General features: G+C 36.9%; 18 protein-coding genes. 7 read left to right on the plus strand and 11 right to left on the minus strand.

Translation table 11 applies throughout. The features are described 5' to 3' along the window. Positions 1-26 precede the first annotated feature (26 nt). The 8 genes from J1905_RS10520 to htpG form a co-directional block, all read right to left on the minus strand. A complete protein-coding gene (locus J1905_RS10520) occupies positions 27-1,460 on the minus strand; it encodes a COG3014 family protein (RefSeq protein ID WP_214227227.1) in 1,434 nt (477 codons plus the stop codon). A gap of 29 nt (positions 1,461-1,489) precedes the next feature. Beyond that, on the minus strand, positions 1,490-2,083 hold the full coding sequence (locus J1905_RS10525) for a penicillin-binding protein activator LpoB (RefSeq protein ID WP_173089675.1): 594 nt from the start codon (positions 2,081-2,083) through the stop codon (positions 1,490-1,492). 48 nt (positions 2,084-2,131) lie between these two features. Beyond that, entirely contained in the window at positions 2,132-2,503 is a 372-nt protein-coding gene (locus J1905_RS10530) for a hypothetical protein (protein WP_214227228.1), read from the minus strand. A gap of 96 nt (positions 2,504-2,599) precedes the next feature. Continuing rightward, positions 2,600-3,187, minus strand: a complete 588-nt coding sequence (locus J1905_RS10535; RefSeq protein ID WP_214227229.1) for a TlpA family protein disulfide reductase — start codon at positions 3,185-3,187, stop codon at positions 2,600-2,602. Between the two features lie 33 nt (positions 3,188-3,220). Then, entirely contained in the window at positions 3,221-4,459 is a 1,239-nt protein-coding gene (locus J1905_RS10540; RefSeq protein WP_214227230.1) for an outer membrane beta-barrel protein, read from the minus strand. After that, on the minus strand, positions 4,446-5,015 hold the full coding sequence (locus J1905_RS10545) for an RNA polymerase sigma factor (RefSeq protein WP_214227231.1): 570 nt from the start codon (positions 5,013-5,015) through the stop codon (positions 4,446-4,448). The genes J1905_RS10540 and J1905_RS10545 overlap by 14 nt, the downstream gene beginning before the upstream one ends. 110 nt (positions 5,016-5,125) lie before the next feature. Beyond that, positions 5,126-5,836, minus strand: coding sequence for a DUF4397 domain-containing protein (locus J1905_RS10550; protein WP_214227232.1), 711 nt, complete (start codon positions 5,834-5,836; stop codon positions 5,126-5,128). Between the two features lie 122 nt (positions 5,837-5,958). Beyond that, positions 5,959-7,848: a molecular chaperone HtpG gene (gene htpG / locus J1905_RS10555; protein ID WP_214227233.1), complete on the minus strand. Its 1,890-nt coding sequence runs from the start codon at positions 7,846-7,848 to the stop codon at positions 5,959-5,961. A gap of 141 nt (positions 7,849-7,989) precedes the next feature. On the opposite strand from htpG, the gene J1905_RS10560 reads away from it, so the two are divergent. The 5 genes from J1905_RS10560 to def are packed head-to-tail and all read left to right on the plus strand — an operon-like array spanning position 7,990 to position 12,499. Beyond that, positions 7,990-8,970, plus strand: coding sequence for a DUF2157 domain-containing protein (locus J1905_RS10560; protein WP_214227234.1), 981 nt, complete (start codon positions 7,990-7,992; stop codon positions 8,968-8,970). Further along, entirely contained in the window at positions 8,967-10,157 is a 1,191-nt protein-coding gene (locus J1905_RS10565; RefSeq protein ID WP_214227235.1) for a hypothetical protein, read from the plus strand. The genes J1905_RS10560 and J1905_RS10565 overlap by 4 nt, the downstream gene beginning before the upstream one ends. 38 nt (positions 10,158-10,195) lie before the next feature. Next, a complete protein-coding gene (locus J1905_RS10570; protein ID WP_214227236.1) occupies positions 10,196-10,648 on the plus strand; it encodes a hypothetical protein in 453 nt (150 codons plus the stop codon). A gap of 36 nt (positions 10,649-10,684) precedes the next feature. Beyond that, positions 10,685-11,914 (plus strand): M16 family metallopeptidase, encoded by a 1,230-nt coding sequence (locus tag J1905_RS10575; RefSeq protein WP_214227237.1) that lies wholly within the window; start codon positions 10,685-10,687, stop codon positions 11,912-11,914. An 18-nt stretch (positions 11,915-11,932) separates the two neighbouring features. After that, positions 11,933-12,499, plus strand: coding sequence for a peptide deformylase (gene def / locus J1905_RS10580; protein ID WP_173089665.1), 567 nt, complete (start codon positions 11,933-11,935; stop codon positions 12,497-12,499). On the opposite strand, the gene J1905_RS10585 is transcribed toward def, so the two are convergent. Genes J1905_RS10585 through J1905_RS10595 form a run of 3 tightly spaced genes read right to left on the minus strand, consistent with a single transcriptional unit; the run spans position 12,496 to position 14,551 of the window. Continuing rightward, positions 12,496-13,137, minus strand: coding sequence for a hypothetical protein (locus J1905_RS10585; protein WP_214227238.1), 642 nt, complete (start codon positions 13,135-13,137; stop codon positions 12,496-12,498). The two genes, def and J1905_RS10585, sit on opposite strands and share 4 nt — an antisense overlap. 54 nt (positions 13,138-13,191) lie before the next feature. Next, positions 13,192-13,437: a NifU family protein gene (locus J1905_RS10590; protein ID WP_048908103.1), complete on the minus strand. Its 246-nt coding sequence runs from the start codon at positions 13,435-13,437 to the stop codon at positions 13,192-13,194. Between the two features lie 37 nt (positions 13,438-13,474). Next, positions 13,475-14,551: an Mrp/NBP35 family ATP-binding protein gene (locus J1905_RS10595; protein ID WP_214227239.1), complete on the minus strand. Its 1,077-nt coding sequence runs from the start codon at positions 14,549-14,551 to the stop codon at positions 13,475-13,477. Between the two features lie 170 nt (positions 14,552-14,721). Between J1905_RS10595 and J1905_RS10600 the strand changes: the two genes are divergently transcribed. Further along, on the plus strand, positions 14,722-16,902 hold the full coding sequence (locus J1905_RS10600) for a transglycosylase domain-containing protein (protein ID WP_214227240.1): 2,181 nt from the start codon (positions 14,722-14,724) through the stop codon (positions 16,900-16,902). Between the two features lie 29 nt (positions 16,903-16,931). Further along, complete coding sequence (hpt, locus tag J1905_RS10605; RefSeq protein ID WP_214227241.1) at positions 16,932-17,489, plus strand: hypoxanthine phosphoribosyltransferase; 558 nt, start codon at positions 16,932-16,934, stop codon at positions 17,487-17,489. Positions 17,490-17,493 lie beyond the last annotated feature (4 nt).

Consider the following 17,493-nt stretch of genomic DNA (forward strand, 5'->3'; position numbering starts at 1 on the left):
TATTCTTTTTATATCGGGCCGTATTATTAACGCAATGTTGAGTAATTATAAAACTGCATTTTTCCGGTTCCCGTAATGTTTATTGTTTTTGTTTCATTATTGCCATTAGCGCCTGTTAAATTAAGCGTAATGGTGTTCTCTCCCTTTTGTAAAGGGATTCTTGCATATCGAATCTCGCTCGGCAAAGTTTGCCAGTTTCGGGTATCCGCCTTTTCAGAAAGTAAGCTGTAAAGTTGCATTCCAAAGCCCAGTCCTTCAAGCAAGGTATTGTCTTTCCCATCCTTTCCATTACCCTTTGCGCTGGCTTTGAGCACATATTCTGCACTTTTCTTTACCGCCAAACGTGTAAGTATTTTACCCATCTCTTTAGCAAACCGCTGGTCAAGTGTTTTAAAAGCAAGTTCATTAATATCTTCTGCCTTTTCAAAGCCTATAGTAGACTGGCCATTAGTAATTGTAGCGCTGGTAAAATAAGGCTGCTGAGCGACATATTTAGGATAGGTGGCCCTTAGGCTATTCACCGAGTTTAAATCGATGTCTCCGCTCCCATAAGCCGAATTATAAGGAATAAACAATGTGCCTGCTACATTGGTAAACACCAAATCTCCATTGGAGCCCCTAATAAGAGAAAAAATAAACTCCTCCTGCTGTTTAACAGGTGCCAATCCATTTTCCCAAAAAAGGATAAGTGTTCCGCCCTCAGGCGCAATTTCTGGTTGGTACTTTAAGTTAAACAGCTGTTCAAAGCGAACAAGTTCTTCCTTAAAACCATTTGCATCTGCCATTCTAAGTACGTCTAACTCGAGATCTTTCGGAAGTGTTGTTCCATAGTAAGTTTTGTTTGAACTGTTTAAATATACCTCCGCAGCGTTCCTATAGGCTATAAAAGCATTATTTACATCTCCATTACTTTCATAAATAAGCCCTTGAAGCATCAAAGAAAATGCATCTTTAGAATACCTGTTTTCCTTGTTATTAAACTTATCTCCCTGCTCTTGCGATTGTAAACTAATCCTTCGGGCTTCAACTATTGCATCTTCTGTTTTATGGAGATACAGATAATTAAGTGCTTTATAGTAATGGATCATAAACTTTTCAAAGTCTTCTCCCTTATAAGCTTGAGTCATAGGATTTACAAGAGTTCCAACAACAGCATCCATCGCTCCCCCTATTCCATTTTCTAATAGTTGGTCGGCCTCATTAAAATAACGATTACTATTTTCATAGTCACCAATTAAGTGGCTCGATTTTCCCTTCTCCATCAAAAACAACAGCTTATTGCGTGGTTTCTGAAGCAAGCGATTCTTATCAAGCTCCTTAACTGCTTCATTATAATTCCCTGTTGCTATTTGTTTATAATAAACAGCAATTTTCTCATTATAAGAGGCACAGCTAAAAAGAAAAAGCATCAATCCTAAAAGAACTGATGCCTTAAGCTTATTCTTACTATTATTTGTCATACTGTTATTTTAGCAGGATCAATATCCTACTAGTTCTTAACGTATTTAGCAATTTTCTTGTCGCCAATCCAAACAACTTCATTGGTTTGAATATCTGTAAGCTCCAGGTTCACCTGATAATAAACTACTTTTTTTCGTTTATGAGAATCAACGATAGAGTTGATTGAACCTTGCAAAATATAGTCGGCACCATTCTCTAAACCAAACTTTTTCATGGTAGAAACAGAAGCATTATCTTGTTGATCTGCTTTCTCTGCACGCAGTTCTTCTCTTTTCTTCCCACCTTGAACTAAACGCACACGCTCACTTTGAACAAATGCCTGCTCAACATCTTTAACAAATGTTTCGGCATCAATGTGTTCATGGCTTTTGTTTTGAACAAGTCCTACTACCACAACCGGCTTTTTACCTGCTTTAGATTCAAGGTGTGTAGACAACCACTTAGCCCCTAAAACACTTTGGGTCATTTCCTGAGCTACCATTCTAGAGTCGCTATTATTCCAGTTTCCACTTACATCAACAGTGTCAGTAGTGTTAATTCTTGTTACTTGTCTGGAGCATGACGAGATCACTAGACCAGAAACTGCTATTGCAGCAAGGGTTAATATTTTTTTAAACTGCATTTTATTAAATATGATTATATGTAAATGTGTACTTTATGTTCCGGTTATTTACCAGCCGAAACCGACTCCATAATATCCCCAGTGGTTGTTATGGCGATGTCCCCAACCGAAATTTAAAGACGGATAAAAGTAAGAGTTCCCGTAATATGGATAGCTATACAAGCTACTCTCATAATTACGCTCACGGCGAAGTTTACGGCGCTCTTCTCTCGCTTTGTACCAATCGTATGCTTTATAAGTATTTTGAACGGTAGTACCCTGATCGCGAGTTAAAGAATCAGACATGTTCATGTATTTAGCTCGTGCTATTTCATATCTTGGATTTTGGTCTTGAACCAAACTAGCTTGCTGTGCATAGCTATTGGTTGCAAATGCAACCCCGGCAATTAAGCCTGCAATAATCATCAAAGTCCTTTTCATAGTATAAAGGTTTAACTAACAGCAAAATTAATTAATATTTTTATTGATTTCCCTATAGATTTACAATCCGAGTGTCAATAATCAGGTTAAAAAATGTTAAATCTTAAGGCTTTTCAATTGCTCAATAAATTCTATAAATTTTGAGCTCGCATAATTAGCTGCACCTGACTCGTTATAAGAAAGTCTGCCTTGTTTATCAAAAACAATAGTTGTTGGTAGTGTCCCTTTAAAAAGGGTTTCAGGAATATTGCTGGCTACCGAATAAACCGGCATCTTATAGCTTCTGCCATCCATATATTTCTGCGACTTAACCAAATCACTATCTGCATCTACCATGATAAATACTACATCCTTATCATCTTTATACTGCTCGTAAAGTTTATTAATGGAAGGCATCTCTGCCAGGCAAGGAGGACACCAGGTGGCCCAGAAATTAATAAATATCACCTTTCCTTTTAATGCGCCAAGATCTATAACCTTTCCCGCTTTGTCTTCAAATTTAATCCCTGATAAATCAGCCGAAGGCGTTTCTGCTGCTATTGGCTCTGTTTTAGGTTTAAATAAACCAATCTCCATTAGTCCCTGTATAAGGAATGCTTTTGCCGATGGGACAAATAAAATCACCAGGAACAATGCTATAAAAATAGCATTCACAATATTCTTTTTAGTCATCATCTTTTTCATTGCCTGGCAAAGTTACACCTTTAAAAATAAAGACTAGAAATCCAGCTTTAACCTTACCCCAGTACCAATCAGCCTTAGGTTCTCTTTAGAAACCTCTTTCATTGGAACTTTCATAAATGGCTCTATTGAGACGGCTTTACCTTTAGATATTTTTTGTTTATATCCGAATGAAAAATTATAAAAGCCTATATATCTTCCATCTTTTATTTCAGATTCAGACTCAGATGCTTGCTCTACCACTCTTTCATTAATGGCAAATGTTTTTAGCTGATCCAGACCAGCATCAGAATTTACAGCGCGTTCAACTACTTTTTCCTGAATATAACTATTACTTTGTTTCTGATTGATCACCGCAAATGCCGAAACCCCAACATTCGCATAAAGATTCTTACTTACATGATACTTAATCTCAAGTGGAATATCTATCCCTGAAACTTTTGCCTCAATGGATTCCAGATTTTTACTTCCATTTGCAATGAAACTGCTGCTAACCGTAGCAGGTAAGTTTTTTGTAGCTGCCATCTCACTATAAGATACACCGGAGTTTAAGGAAATCTTATCCGTTAAAGCATACCCCATGCTTATTCCATATCCCATATTAAGCTTTTTGGTATTACCAAAAGAAGGCGAAACAACCAGCCCCATTTCCCACTTGTCTTCATGTTGGCTAGTCGAGACCTTTGCCAAAGCCTCCCCTTGATTTTTCTTCGTTTCATTATTAAGGAAATCCTGAATACCAGAAGCTTTACTTTCTATAGGTGCTGGGTTAGTTTGTATTTTTGCGACATCCGTTTTAGGCTCAACTATTTTAGGCTCAACAGCTGGAGCGGAAGTCACAGCGGTACTTTCTTTAGCAATAATAGTTTCATCAGAAGCTATTGCTAATATATTTGATGCCTCATGAACACGAACGGCATTAGCCTCCGCATTCTTAGGCTGCTTAAGTTCTATTAAAACAGGCATTTCTTTTACAGTTTCTATTTCTGCAGAAGGCCTGGGTGATTCTTTTGGTTTAGACTGTACATTTTGCACTGGCACTTGATCAGTTGCTTTCTGTTTAAACAACATAATGCCTGCACCAACAACCAATAATACTGCGGCTGCGCTACTTAAACGCCATAACCATATTACGGGCACAGTCTTTTTACCCTCATTTATATTAAAGTTTTCCCATGACCCCGGAACATACTCTTCCTCATGGCCTGTCAGGCTTTCCTTTATATGAGCAATTAACTCATCTTCAGATTCTTTCATATGATCAGTTGGTTGCATATGAATTGATTAATGTTTTTGAATACAGTTCCCTCAACTTATTCTTGGCTCGTGTTAGATATACTCTGCTTGAGCTCTCTGGAATGTTCAGCATTTTCGATATCTCATCGTGCGAGAACCCTTCTATTTCATACATATTAAAAATAAGCCGGTGTGTTTCCGGCAATTGACTAAGAAGCTTTAAAATATCTTGTACATTTAATTGAGTAACCGCATTCACCTGTGTTAATGGTTGCTGATCCTCGCTGATGTCATCCACATACAAGTGAGTCTTCTTTGTTCTCAAAAAATCTATCGCAGTGCGCGATGAAATCCTGGCTATCCAACCTTTAAAGGCTTTTTGTGTCTCGGTATTATCTTTTGGTAAACTGAATTGATTTATCCCTTTAAAAATCTTTATAAAACTATCATTAACAAGCTCTTCTGAGTCATTTCTATCATTTACATAACGTAAAATAACCCCCATAAGATAGCCGTAAAATGATTTATAGATCATTTCTTTACTCTTGTTGTCATTCTTCAAACACCCCGCTATGATATCCTCAAATCCGAGCATTCTGTTTCTGCACCATTAAGAATTCTTCTTATAATCATATTTTATAGTGTCCGGCAATTCAAATAAACCTTTTTAAGCCGGCCAAAAATTAGAGGCCGGCTTATTATCAATTAATATTGGTGACTGTAAATAACAGCTCCAACTTTCATCTCATCCGTTGTAGCTGATTTAAGGCCTTTTACCCAAATTGTATATATCTTTCCTTGCTCAATTTTTTGATCAACTAGAGATGCAACCTCAACACCTTCATTATTCTTGATTTTAAATGTTACTTTATCGCCAGCATCAATACTTTCAAAGTTACTATATTCTTTAAACAACTTATTAGTAACAACAGGTACATCTTTTCCAACTATCCCAAGGTTTAATGCTGGAGCATCAGGGCTAAGGTTAATGAAACGTAATTTAGCTTTACCTGCACCAGCCATAGTTACAGAATCTTTAACTAACAAAAACTTCGCTTTATCAAACGTATCAATGATAAAAAGTGAATACGCCATTTGATCAACAAGTTTTAATTTTTCAGTTAAAACTGTAGCTGTAGATCCTTTTTTAGTGATTTTAACATCTCTATCTCCCGAATAAATCTGCAAATAATTGATTTTATTGGTGTAAGCAAAATCATCTCTGTTTGCTTTAGTATCTCCAACATAAAAATCCAATTTTTCTGTAGTTGGTGAGGCATGGATCACGCCCATGATTGATATAGGCTGTGGGGTATAATCTATCTTATCCTTTGTACAAGAAACCAACACTGCAGATACCGTAACAGCAGCAAGAAGTGTCTTCGATATCGTCTTTAATTTGTTTGAAATTTTCATAATCATTTGTCTTTTTCACCTTAAAACGAATCCCGTCATCAAAACGCTACACCGACATTAAAAAAAAGAGTGTGTATCAAAAATTATGATACACACTCTTTTAAATAATATTATTCTAAAACTTAAATCAACTCAACGCTTCTGCTTACAAAAGCCGTTAATTCTGCTCCTGTTAACATCCCCTGAGCGAGCAAAGCAAGATCTACCGCTTGTTTAGCAAGTAAACTCTGTTCTTCCTCATTTTCTGCTTTTAAGATCTTTCCAATCAGCTTGTGGTTTCCATTAATAGCTACTTTATAACTATCAGGCATATTGCCATAAAAGCCCATTCCGCCACCCATTTGAGCCATGTCTTTCATACGACGCATAAACTCATCCATGGTTACAGTAACCGGCAATTCATCAGGATTTAAACCAACTACCTCTACGTGCATACCTGGCTTAGTGATTGCCTTTTCAAAAATACCAGATACTTTTTTACTTTGCTCCTCGGTAAGTACAGACTCTATAGCCTCATCCTTTTCAACTAGCTTATCAGCTACACTTGAATCTACACGCTTTAAAGCAGTTTTTTCTAGTTTTTGCTCCAGGTGACTAACAAAGTGGTTATCAATCGGAGAATTCATCAACAAAACATCATAATCCTTTTTATTCGCCGATTGGATAAAGCTATCTTGTTTTGAAGGATCATTTGAATAGATATAAACTACCTGTCCGTTTTTATCCGTCTGGAAATCTTTAACCTTTTCGCGGTACTCATCAAAAGTGAAGTTCTCATTTTTGGTGTTTGTTAGCAATGCGAAATCCTTTGCTTTATCATTAAATTTCTCTTCGCTAACCATTCCGTATTTTACGAAAAGACCAATATCTCCCCACTTTTCTTCATATCCTTTACGGTCTTTGTTAAATAGCTCCTGAAGTTTATCAGCAACCTTTTTAGTGATGTAACTATTGATCTTTTTAACATTACTATCAGCCTGTAAAAAGCTTCTTGAAACGTTTAGTGGAATATCAGGAGAGTCAATAACACCATGTAATAACATTAAAAACTCAGGTACAATATCTTTTACCTCATCCGTAATAAATACCTGGCGTGAAAACAATTTGATTTTGTTGCGTTGCATGTCAAAATCATTTTTCACTTTAGGGAAGTATAATACACCTGTTAAGTTGAAAGGGTAATCTACATTCAGGTGAATCCAGAATAAAGGATCTTCAGAGAATGGGTATAATTGCTTGTAAAATGCAAGGTAATCCGCATCTGACAAATCTGCAGGCGCCTTAGTCCAGATTGGATTAGTTGTATTGATGATATTGTCAACCTCAACACCTATAGTTTTCGGTTTTCCTTCTTCATCTTCACCATCAGGTTCCTGAACGGTTTTTGTTCCAAACTTAATTGGTACAGGTAAAAACTTACCGTATTTATCAAGAATCTCCTCTATCTTATGGTTATCTAAGAACTCTTCAGACTCTGCGTTAATATGTAGGATGATTTCAGTACCACGTGTCGCTCTGCTACCTGCAGTAATTTCAAACTCAGTGCTACCATCGCAAACCCATTTAGCCGGCTCCGCACCTTCCTGATAGGATAAGGTTTGAATCTCTACCAAATCAGCCACCATAAAGGCCGAATAAAAGCCTAAACCAAATTTACCAATGATTTCATTCGCATCTTTGGCGTCTTTAAATTTCTCTACAAACTCACTTGCTCCAGAAAATGCTACCTGATTAATATATTTTTTGATCTCTTCAGCAGTCATGCCCAAACCATTATCAGTAATTGTAATGGTTTTCTTTTCTTTATCGACAGCGACCTCTACTAAAGGGCTTCCAAGCTCTCCGCTGTACTGACCAAGAGCGGCTAAGCGCTTAATTTTTTGTACCGCATCAACGGCATTCGAAACAAGTTCTCTTAAAAAGATCTCATTATCGGAATACAGGAATTTCTTGATGATTGGGAAAATATTCTCCGTGTGAATGGATATGGTTCCTTTTTCTTCTATGCTCATATGTTAACTCATTTTTAAGTACATAGACACACTATCAAGGGATGTTCCAAAACACTTTTGTTGTCAAATTGACAGGAAATACCAGCTACACGACATCTTTTTTGTATACTTGAACTATCCTTTGATTAACATCTCTTTATAATGAACATAGACCTTTTCAAAAAACTATTTGAAGAAGACTGCATTTCTGAAGAATCCTTCGAAAGAATAAAAAACACTTCTCATGCTCCATTATTTTCGTTGCATTGGGAATTAAAAACTTTGCTTTATCTGGGAGTAGTACTCTTAAGTACCGGACTAGGTATTCTGATCTATAAAAATATAGATACGATTGGCCATCAAGTCATTTTACTTATCATTGCCGCCATTAGTGCTGGTTGCTTTTTTTATTGTTTTAAACACAAAAAGCCATTTAGTAAAGAACTGATAAAATCTCCTAATTCCTTTTTTGACTATATCCTGCTATTAGCCTGCCTTAGCTTTTTATCTTTTGTTGGCTATTTACAGTTTCAGTATACTGTATTTGGAACCAACTATGGGATGGCAACCTTCATTCCAATGATCCTATTGTTTTATATTGCTTATGAGTTTGATCATTTGGGCATTTTAGCAATGGGCATCACCAATCTAGCCATCTGGATGGGTATATCTGTAACCCCAAAACAATTGCTTTTAAACACTGATTTTAATAGTCAGACTGTTATTTTTACTTACATTTTTTTAGGACTATTACTCCTACTGGCAGCGTACTTAAGCACGCGCATTAGTTTTAAGAAGCACTTTAGATTTACCTATCAGCATTTTGGAGTACATCTGTCCTTTATCTCTCTACTTGCCGGCTATTTCTTTTATTATGACTCAGGTGTATCATTTTTGTTTATGCTAACGCTATTTGCTTTAGCCTACTACATTTACACTGACTCATTTAAATACAACTCCTTTTACTTCTTATTATTGGTTGTTCTTTATACATACATCGCACTTAGTAGCCTGGTATTAAGAGGCCTTTTCTCAATGAGAGATGACTCCTCAATCACGCTTTCATTCATGTATTTTATTGGCTCGGCAATAGGCATTATCTTTCTGTTAATTAACCTCAACAAAAAAATTAAATCGGCATGATCATTTATAATAACCTTTGGCTTGCTAATTTATTAATCAGGGAAGAAGCAGAAAAAGCCTGTAAAGCTGATGCGATAAGCATCGATGAGCAAAAGAAAATAGAAGATAAATACTCTGTTGGTTTTTATACCCCTAATATTTTTATTAGGGTGGGTCTCTTTATCCTCACCTGCATAATTGTATTATTTTCAGGTGGATTAATTACCCTTATGGTGAGCGATATGCATATTGTTGATACCTGGGGTTATTCTTTATTTCTTGGTGTCATTACATATATCGCCCTAGAACTAATTGTACGGAGTAACAATCATTATAAATCAGGTGTCGATGATGCCCTGATGTGGATTTCTGGAGGCTTATTTGTAGCTGCATTCATGATAATACAATTCAATACAACTAATGAAATCTCCTATTCTCGCATTTCCTTTTTTATATTTCTGTTAGCCCTGTATTATGCGCTGCGCTTTACAGATATGCTAATGACCGCAGTAAGTTTACTTGCGCTTATTGCAACGATATTTTCAGTCTGGAAAGGCCTTTCTTCATGGGGAATGTCAACAATGCCTTTTCTGATAATGATAGTTTGTTCAGGCCTCTATCTTTTATCCAAAGGGCTCGTCGGAAAAAAGCTTACCATCTATTACACCAATTGTTTGAGTGTCGTACAAATTATAAGTCTACTGCTATTATATTTCGCCGGAAATTACCTTATTGTTCAATCACTTAGCACTACAGAGGCCTATGGTGGCTCTTATGGTTGGGGAGAGCCTACGGAAGGAAAAGTTCCCTTTGCCGCTTTTTTCTGGATCTGGACCATTGCAATTCCTTTTGTATATATGTATTTAGGACTAAGAAAGAAGGATGTAATCTTGCTTAGATCCGGATTATTACTAATTGCAATCGCAGTATTTACCTTTAGAACCTATTACAATGTGATGCCAATAGAAGGTGCGCTTTGCATTATCGGAGCTATACTTTTAGGAATTTCTTACAGCGTAATCAAATACTTAAAAACACCAAAACATGGATTTACTTATGAGGACCTTAATGAAGACAATTTAATGGATAAACTAAAAGTTGAATCACTTATTGTTTCAGAAACATTCTCGGGCACTCAAGCCCAAAATGACCAGACCAGATTTGGTGGCGGCGATTTTGGTGGCGGTGGCGCCAGTGGTAATTTTTAAAAGAATTCATTATATTGAGTTAACTTAATCTCTTAATAATGAATTCTTCCAAATTAAAAGCAATGCAGACTATACATCTTGCATTCTGTCTGGCCATAATTGCGATGGCCGCAACATCGTACTTAACAGTTAAAGATCGTCTTTCTATTGATACAAGTTTAAATCAACCAGAGATGTTCTTTCCCCTATTTCCAATAATTGGAATCGTTTCCCTAATAGCCGGACAATTCCTGTACAAACAACAAATATCAAATCTTCAGGATCTATCTGCAGAGGATAAAATCAATAAATACCAAGTCGCATTTATAATTCGTACAGCGCTTTTTGAGCTACCTTCACTATTAAACATCGTAGGTTTTCTGGTAAGCGGCAATATCATTTTTCTCATTGCAAGCCTGATTTTCTTTATTTTTTTATTGGCAATAAGGCCCAAAAAACAGACTATCATTGATGAGTTGAACTTGAGCTATCCTGATACAGAAAAATTATAATCGCATGATATATTTCTCTGTATCTTTGCAGGATTAATGGAATACAACGTTCACACCTTGCCCAATGGCATCCGCATACTTCATGTCCCATCAGCATCTGCAATATCTCATGCCTGCATTATTATAAATAGTGGATCGAGAGATGAGAGCGACGAAAATGCAGGTCTGGCTCACTTTATTGAGCACCTGATCTTTAAGCGTACAGAGAAGCGCAGTACAAACCAGATTTTAAACAGGCTTGAAAGTGTTGGCGCAGACCTAAATGCTTATACGACTAAAGAATACACCTGCATTCATGCTTCTTTTTTAAACCCTTATCTGGACAGAACCCTAGAGCTTTTTAACGATATCGTTTTTCACTCTACATTTCCTGAAGATGAAATGGATAAAGAAAAGAGCGTCGTACTGGATGAGATTGCATCCTACCTGGATCAACCGGAAGAAGCCATTTATGATGATTTTGAGGACCTCGTATTTTCTGGACATCCTCTTGGCCGCAACATACTTGGAACAACGGACAGCGTAAGCAAGATCACTCAAAAAGACATTCATCAGTTTATAAAAGAAAACTACCATACGGATAAAATGGTGATTGCTGTGTTGGGCAATTATTCTCTAAATAAGGTGGTAAAAATTGGGTCAAAACACTATTCAGATATTCCCGAAAACCTATATAGATCAACCAGAGAAGCTCCTTTAAAATCTCCTGTGGTTAGCAAAACATTTAATAAGCCTATTCAGCAGGCTCACACAATGCTGGGTAGTCAGGCATACTCCTTACACCATCCTTATAAAACAGGCCTGTTGTTACTAAATAATCTACTGGGCGGTAATGGAATGAGCTCTATATTAAACCTACAAATCAGAGAGAAGTATGGAATTGCTTATACCATTGAATCTGGCTACAGCCCTTTAAGTGATACGGGCATTTTTACGCTTTATTTTGGCACTGATAAGGAAAAAGTAAACAAAGCCAGCTCTCTTATTTTTAAAGAGCTTAAAAAGCTCCGTGACAACCCATTTAGCGAAGTACAACTCCAAAAAGCTAAAAATAAATTCATCGGACAGATAGCCCTTGGTGAAGAAAATCGAATCGGACTCATTATTTCAATGGCAAAAAGCCTTATTGATTATGACAAAATAGATGACCTGCAAACTGTTTTCAATAAAATACAGGCCGTCTCAACAACAGATATTGGTAATATTACCAATGAAATATTAGATGAAAGTAATCTTAGTGCCCTAACTTTTTATCCTTTAGGGTAATATTTGTATTTTTGCAGCATGAAGTTACCCATTGTAGCATACGGAGATCCGGTTTTGAAAAAAGTATGCGCTCCAATTGACGAGACGTACCCGGACCTGGCACAGCTAATCACCAATATGTTCGACACCATGTATAATGCAAGCGGTGTTGGCTTGGCAGCCCCTCAAATCGGACTACCAATACGTCTGTTTATTGTTGATACAGGCGCTGATGAAAAAGATAAAACCCGTTTTAAAAAGGTATTCATCAATGCTGAAATACTTGAAGAAACAGGAGAAGCCTGGGCTTTTAATGAAGGGTGCTTAAGTATTCCTGACATTAGAGAGGATGTAATGCGTAAACCTAATGTCCTTATCGAGTATTACGATGAGAACTGGGAGCTTCATACAGAAGAATTCACAGGCATGCCTGCACGTGTTATTCAACACGAATATGATCACATAGAAGGCACTTTATTTACTGATAAATTAGGATTATTACGCAAAAGAATGCTTCAAAGTAAGCTTGATGCGATTTCTAAAGGTAATATAAAGGCGGATTATAAAATGCGCTTCCCTCACCAAAGTAAAGGTAAAAGGCACTAGTTATCAGAGCTTCGGCTCTTATCCCCCTTAAAGATAGACTGCATTAGTTTACCCCATGCAAATGGATTAAGCAGGGGATTAGTCTGAACCATATTCTTATTTAAAGACCTGTCGTGATTTGTTCTGAAATTCGAACTTTGGATTTCACCGCCATCCCTTGGAAGGGTTTGCATTAATCCCGACAGGCTTTCTTGTGATAGGTTTTTATAGGCTATAGCATAATCATCATCAGCTATTTTCATTGACATAAAGTCTCTGGTGAACTCCTCTACTGTTGCCCAGGGATAAACCCTAACAGTAGGAAGATTAATGATCTCAGCCTTCAATTTAATCATTGCCGTATACTTCGTATCATTAATTACAGCTGGAACAGGTAACAATAAGTCCCTATAACCAACTGCAGTATACAAAATTGTATCTCCAGGATGGGCTATAAAAGAGAAGAATCCCTTATAATTAGCCGCATATCGCTGCTCTTTGTCTGATAAGTTTGTAACAGTTACATAAGGCACAACAGTATTGCTATCCACATCGGTTATAATTCCGGAAAATTGGATCAATTTCTTATCTGCAGTAGTTTGCTGTGCAAATACCGAAGAAACGAAAAGAAGCAAGATTAAGGTGAATGAATACTTCATGTTACAAAATTAGCTGTATTTAATAAAACGGCTAGTTAAATAGTGTTAAATCGTTTATACGGGCTCAGCTAAGTTTATAGCGACTACTGAGGTAATTTGAGGTACTGCCTTCATAATTGCTTGCTCAATGCCTGCTTTCATAGTCATAAAGCTCATTTTGCAGGATCCGCAGTTACCTAATAATTTTAATTTAACTACATTCTCCGGCGTAATCTCTTCAATAGCAACATCTCCACCATCCGCGATTAAATACGGACGAATGGTCTCTAATGCCTGCTCTACTTGTTCTGTTAAATTCATTGGTTATATTTTATTAAAGTATAAAAATAGTAAATTTTTAGCAATTAACAGTTTGCGCATTGCTTATCGCCACTTGCTGAGCAACCTTCCCTGCAATTTCAGCAAAAGCCCCTGAAATCTTACTTTCGGTATTTAAGGCTATAGGCGCACCATTATCTCCTGCTTCTGAAATGCTTTGTACAATTGGAATTTCACCTAAAAACGGAACATCAAAAGATTGTGCCAGCCCTTTTCCTCCGTCTTTTCCAAAGATATAATACTTATTCTCAGGCAACTCTTCAGGTGTAAAATAAGCCATATTTTCGATAACTCCTAGAACCGGAATATTAATCCCCGGCATTTTAAACATTGCCAAACCTTTACGGGTATCTGCTAAAGCAACCTGTTGAGGTGTTGTAACAATAACAGCTCCGGTAATTGGGAAGCTCTGCGTAATGGTGATGTGAATATCTCCGGTACCCGGAGGAAGGTCCACAATCAGATAATCAAGTTCGCCCCAGTCTGCATCATTAAATAATTGCTTAACGGCATTTGAAGCCATTGGTCCACGCCACGGCACAGGCTGATCTGGATCAGCAAAGAAACCCAGTGACAATAATTTTATGCCGTATTTTTCAATCGGTAAAATGAGTGTCTTACCATCTTCTGTTTCTCTTGCGCTAGGCTTTGCCCCCACCAAATCAAACATGGTAGGCACAGAGGGTCCATAAATATCCGCATCTATTAACCCAACCTTTGCCCCATCAGCGGCTAAAGATACGGCCAGATTACTTGCAACAGTCGATTTTCCAACCCCCCCTTTACCAGATGAAACCAAAATAATATTTCTGATATCTTTTAACTGGGTGGTATCCATAGGCTTGGTTACTCTTGAGGTAATATTGATACTCACCTCCGCTTCCTGACTAACAAAATGCTTTACTGCATTAAGACAAGCGTTCTTAAGCATATCCTTCATAGGGCATGCAGGAGTAGTCAACTCTAAAGTAAAACTTACGTTTTTATCTTCTATTTTTAAATCTTTGATCATGTTCAAAGTCACCAGATCTTTTTTAAGATCAGGATCTTCAACATTTCTCAAGGCTGCTAGGACTTGTTCTGGGCTAATAATCATTGTTACAAATTTAACTAAAACTCCCCAAGCATTCATGACCCTTCTTTACATTATTGCAAATGGGTGAATATTTTTAGCCCATTCTATTCAATATTGGGTTTTTAGTGTAATTTTAACGCGAAATAAACATTAGTATTTAACGTTTAGCAATAAATATTTTATTCTACAGCATGCATCTTCCAAAAATTAATATCCCTAAAAAATACATAAAGATAGGCGCGTGGGTTTTAGGTAGTTTTCTTGTGGTTTGTGTTACGCTAGGTGCTATAGCTTACAATAAAAGGGAAGCTTTATTAAAGAAAATAATGGCTAAAGCAATAGCCAAAGCGGATAAAGACTTTAATCTGGATATTAAAATCGGATCAGCAGGTTTTAGTGGGTTAAGTACTGTTCACATGACCAACATCTCTGTTGTACCAAAAGACAGAGACACATTAACCACCATAAACGATCTAACTGTAGGTGTTAAGTTATTCCCGCTAATTGTTGGTGATGTAAAACTATCTGAGGTTATCCTTAATACAGGCAAAATAAATATTGTATTTAAAGATTTGCTAAGTAATCTTGATTTCATTTTAAAACGCAAAAAGAAAGATACCACAGAGAAAAAATCTAAAGTAGACCTGAGTGATTTAGCGCACAATCTATTGAATCAATTTCTTTATAAGATTCCGGATAACATGGAGATTAAAAACCTAATGTTAGCGGTTAATGACAATGATACTGCACGTTTATCCTTTTTAACCACTACTGCAACAATAGACGATGGCGATTTAACATCCACCGTACTTGTAAATGATAAAGATGCAACCTGGCATATAAATGGAAAGTTAAAACCCGGCAAAAAACAATTGGATGTAATGCTTTTTGCTGAAAATGGCCCCGTTCAACTTCTATATCTTAACAAGAAATTACAAGCAAAATTAAGTTTTGACACCGTTCGAACCGAGATGAAGAATGCGGAATATAGTGGTGATGATTTTAAAATTGAAGGCTCCTGGTCCGTAAAGAATCTACTTATCAATCATCCTAAAATTGCTTCTAACGACGTAATTGTACCCGACGCTAAAATTGATGCCAACATGCTTATTGGGCCAAACTACGTTACGCTGGACAGCTCATCAACCGTATTTCTAAAAAATGCCTCAATACACCCATATTTAAAATATACGCTTTCTCCGAGCAAAATCTACGAGGTGAAAGTTCGTGCTCCAGAACAGGATGCACAAGGCCTTTTCAATTCTTTTCCTCAGGGACTATTCGAATCGCTGGAAGGCTTAAAAGTTAGCGGAAAACTCAAATATGATCTGGATTTTTACCTTGACTCCTCATTGCCTGATAGTGTTAAATTTTCATCAGGCTTAACCCCTTCAAACTTTAAAATACTAAAATGGGGTAAAACCAACCTGCAAAAAATCAATAAAGACTTTATATACACTCCTTATGAGAATGGAAAACCTATGCGAGATATCCTTATAGGACCTTCCAATCCAAATTTCACTCCGCTTTCAGAGGTCTCAAGTAACTTTAAAAACGCAATATTAACCTCTGAAGATCCTTCCTTCTTTACCCACAAAGGTTTTGTTCAGGAATCAATTCGTAAATCATTTGCCATAAATTTTAAAGAGAAAAAGTTTGTTCGTGGAGGAAGTACAATTTCAATGCAATTGGTTAAAAATGTTTTCTTAAGTCGACAAAAAACCCTTGCCCGCAAAGCAGAGGAAATATTAATTGTGTGGCTGATAGAAAACAACCACCTTACCACCAAGAACAGAATGCTTGAAGTCTATTTTAACATTATCGAAATGGGACAAAACGTTTATGGTATTGGTGAAGCAACAAGACACTACTTCGGCAAAAAACCCTCAGATTTAAATATTGGAGAAGGTATATTTCTTGCAAACATAGTTCCTCGTCCTAAAATAGCACTCTACAAATTCCGAGGTGATGGCGGACTTAAAGACTACATGTATCCGTACTTTAAATACATCGGCAATATTATGGCCAAAAGAGGCCTTACTCCTCCTGATACCAGCGGATATGGCTTTTACAACGTACGTCTTAGAGAGGGATTAAGACAATATCTATTACCTGACACCACTACAATTGACACGAATGCTTTTGACAGCGATGACCCTCTGCCTGCCATTGAAACCCACGATGAATCAAAGAACCTTTTTGATCGTTTATTTGGTGGAGAAGCGAAGAAAGATTCTATTTCAAAACCTACTATCCCGGTTGATACTGTTAAGAAAAGCAGGAAAGAACTAAGGGAAGAAAAGAGAGAACAGCGCAGAAAAGAGAAAGAGCTAGAAAACGAACTTGAAAAGCAGAAAAAAGAAAACCAATAGCCTCTCCGTCCTTGGTTAATCTCATAAATATGAATAAAATTCAGATAGAAGATAAAGAGTTTGAAATCCTAATTCAAAATGACAACATTGCAAAACGCACCCGCTTAATCGGCATCCAAATAAATGTAGATTATGAAGATCGTTGCCCAATATTCATAGGGGTACTAAATGGCAGCTTTCTATTTATGGCTGACCTATTAAAGGAGATCAACATTTCCTGTGAAATCGGGTTCATCAAAGTATCTTCTTATCAAGGCACCGAAAGCAGCGGCAACATTAGAGAAACCCTTGGCTTGCCTAATGACCTAAAGGATAGAGATGTTATTCTTGTAGAAGATATCGTCGACACCGGATTTACCTTAAGCTATATCCTTTCAGAAGTATACAAACAGAACCCAGCATCCGTTAAAGTTTGCTCCCTATTGTTAAAACCCACAGCCCTAAAAATCCCAATAGACGAGTTAGAATATGTAGGCTTTGAAATCGCTAATGAATTTGTGGTAGGCTACGGATTAGACTATAATGGCTTAGGAAGAAACCTAAATGATATCTATAGAGCCAAATCTGTTGCCCCTCTTTTACCGTAATCCG

This window comes from Pedobacter sp. B4-66 (genome assembly GCF_018492665.1).
Taxonomy (GTDB): domain Bacteria; phylum Bacteroidota; class Bacteroidia; order Sphingobacteriales; family Sphingobacteriaceae; genus Pedobacter.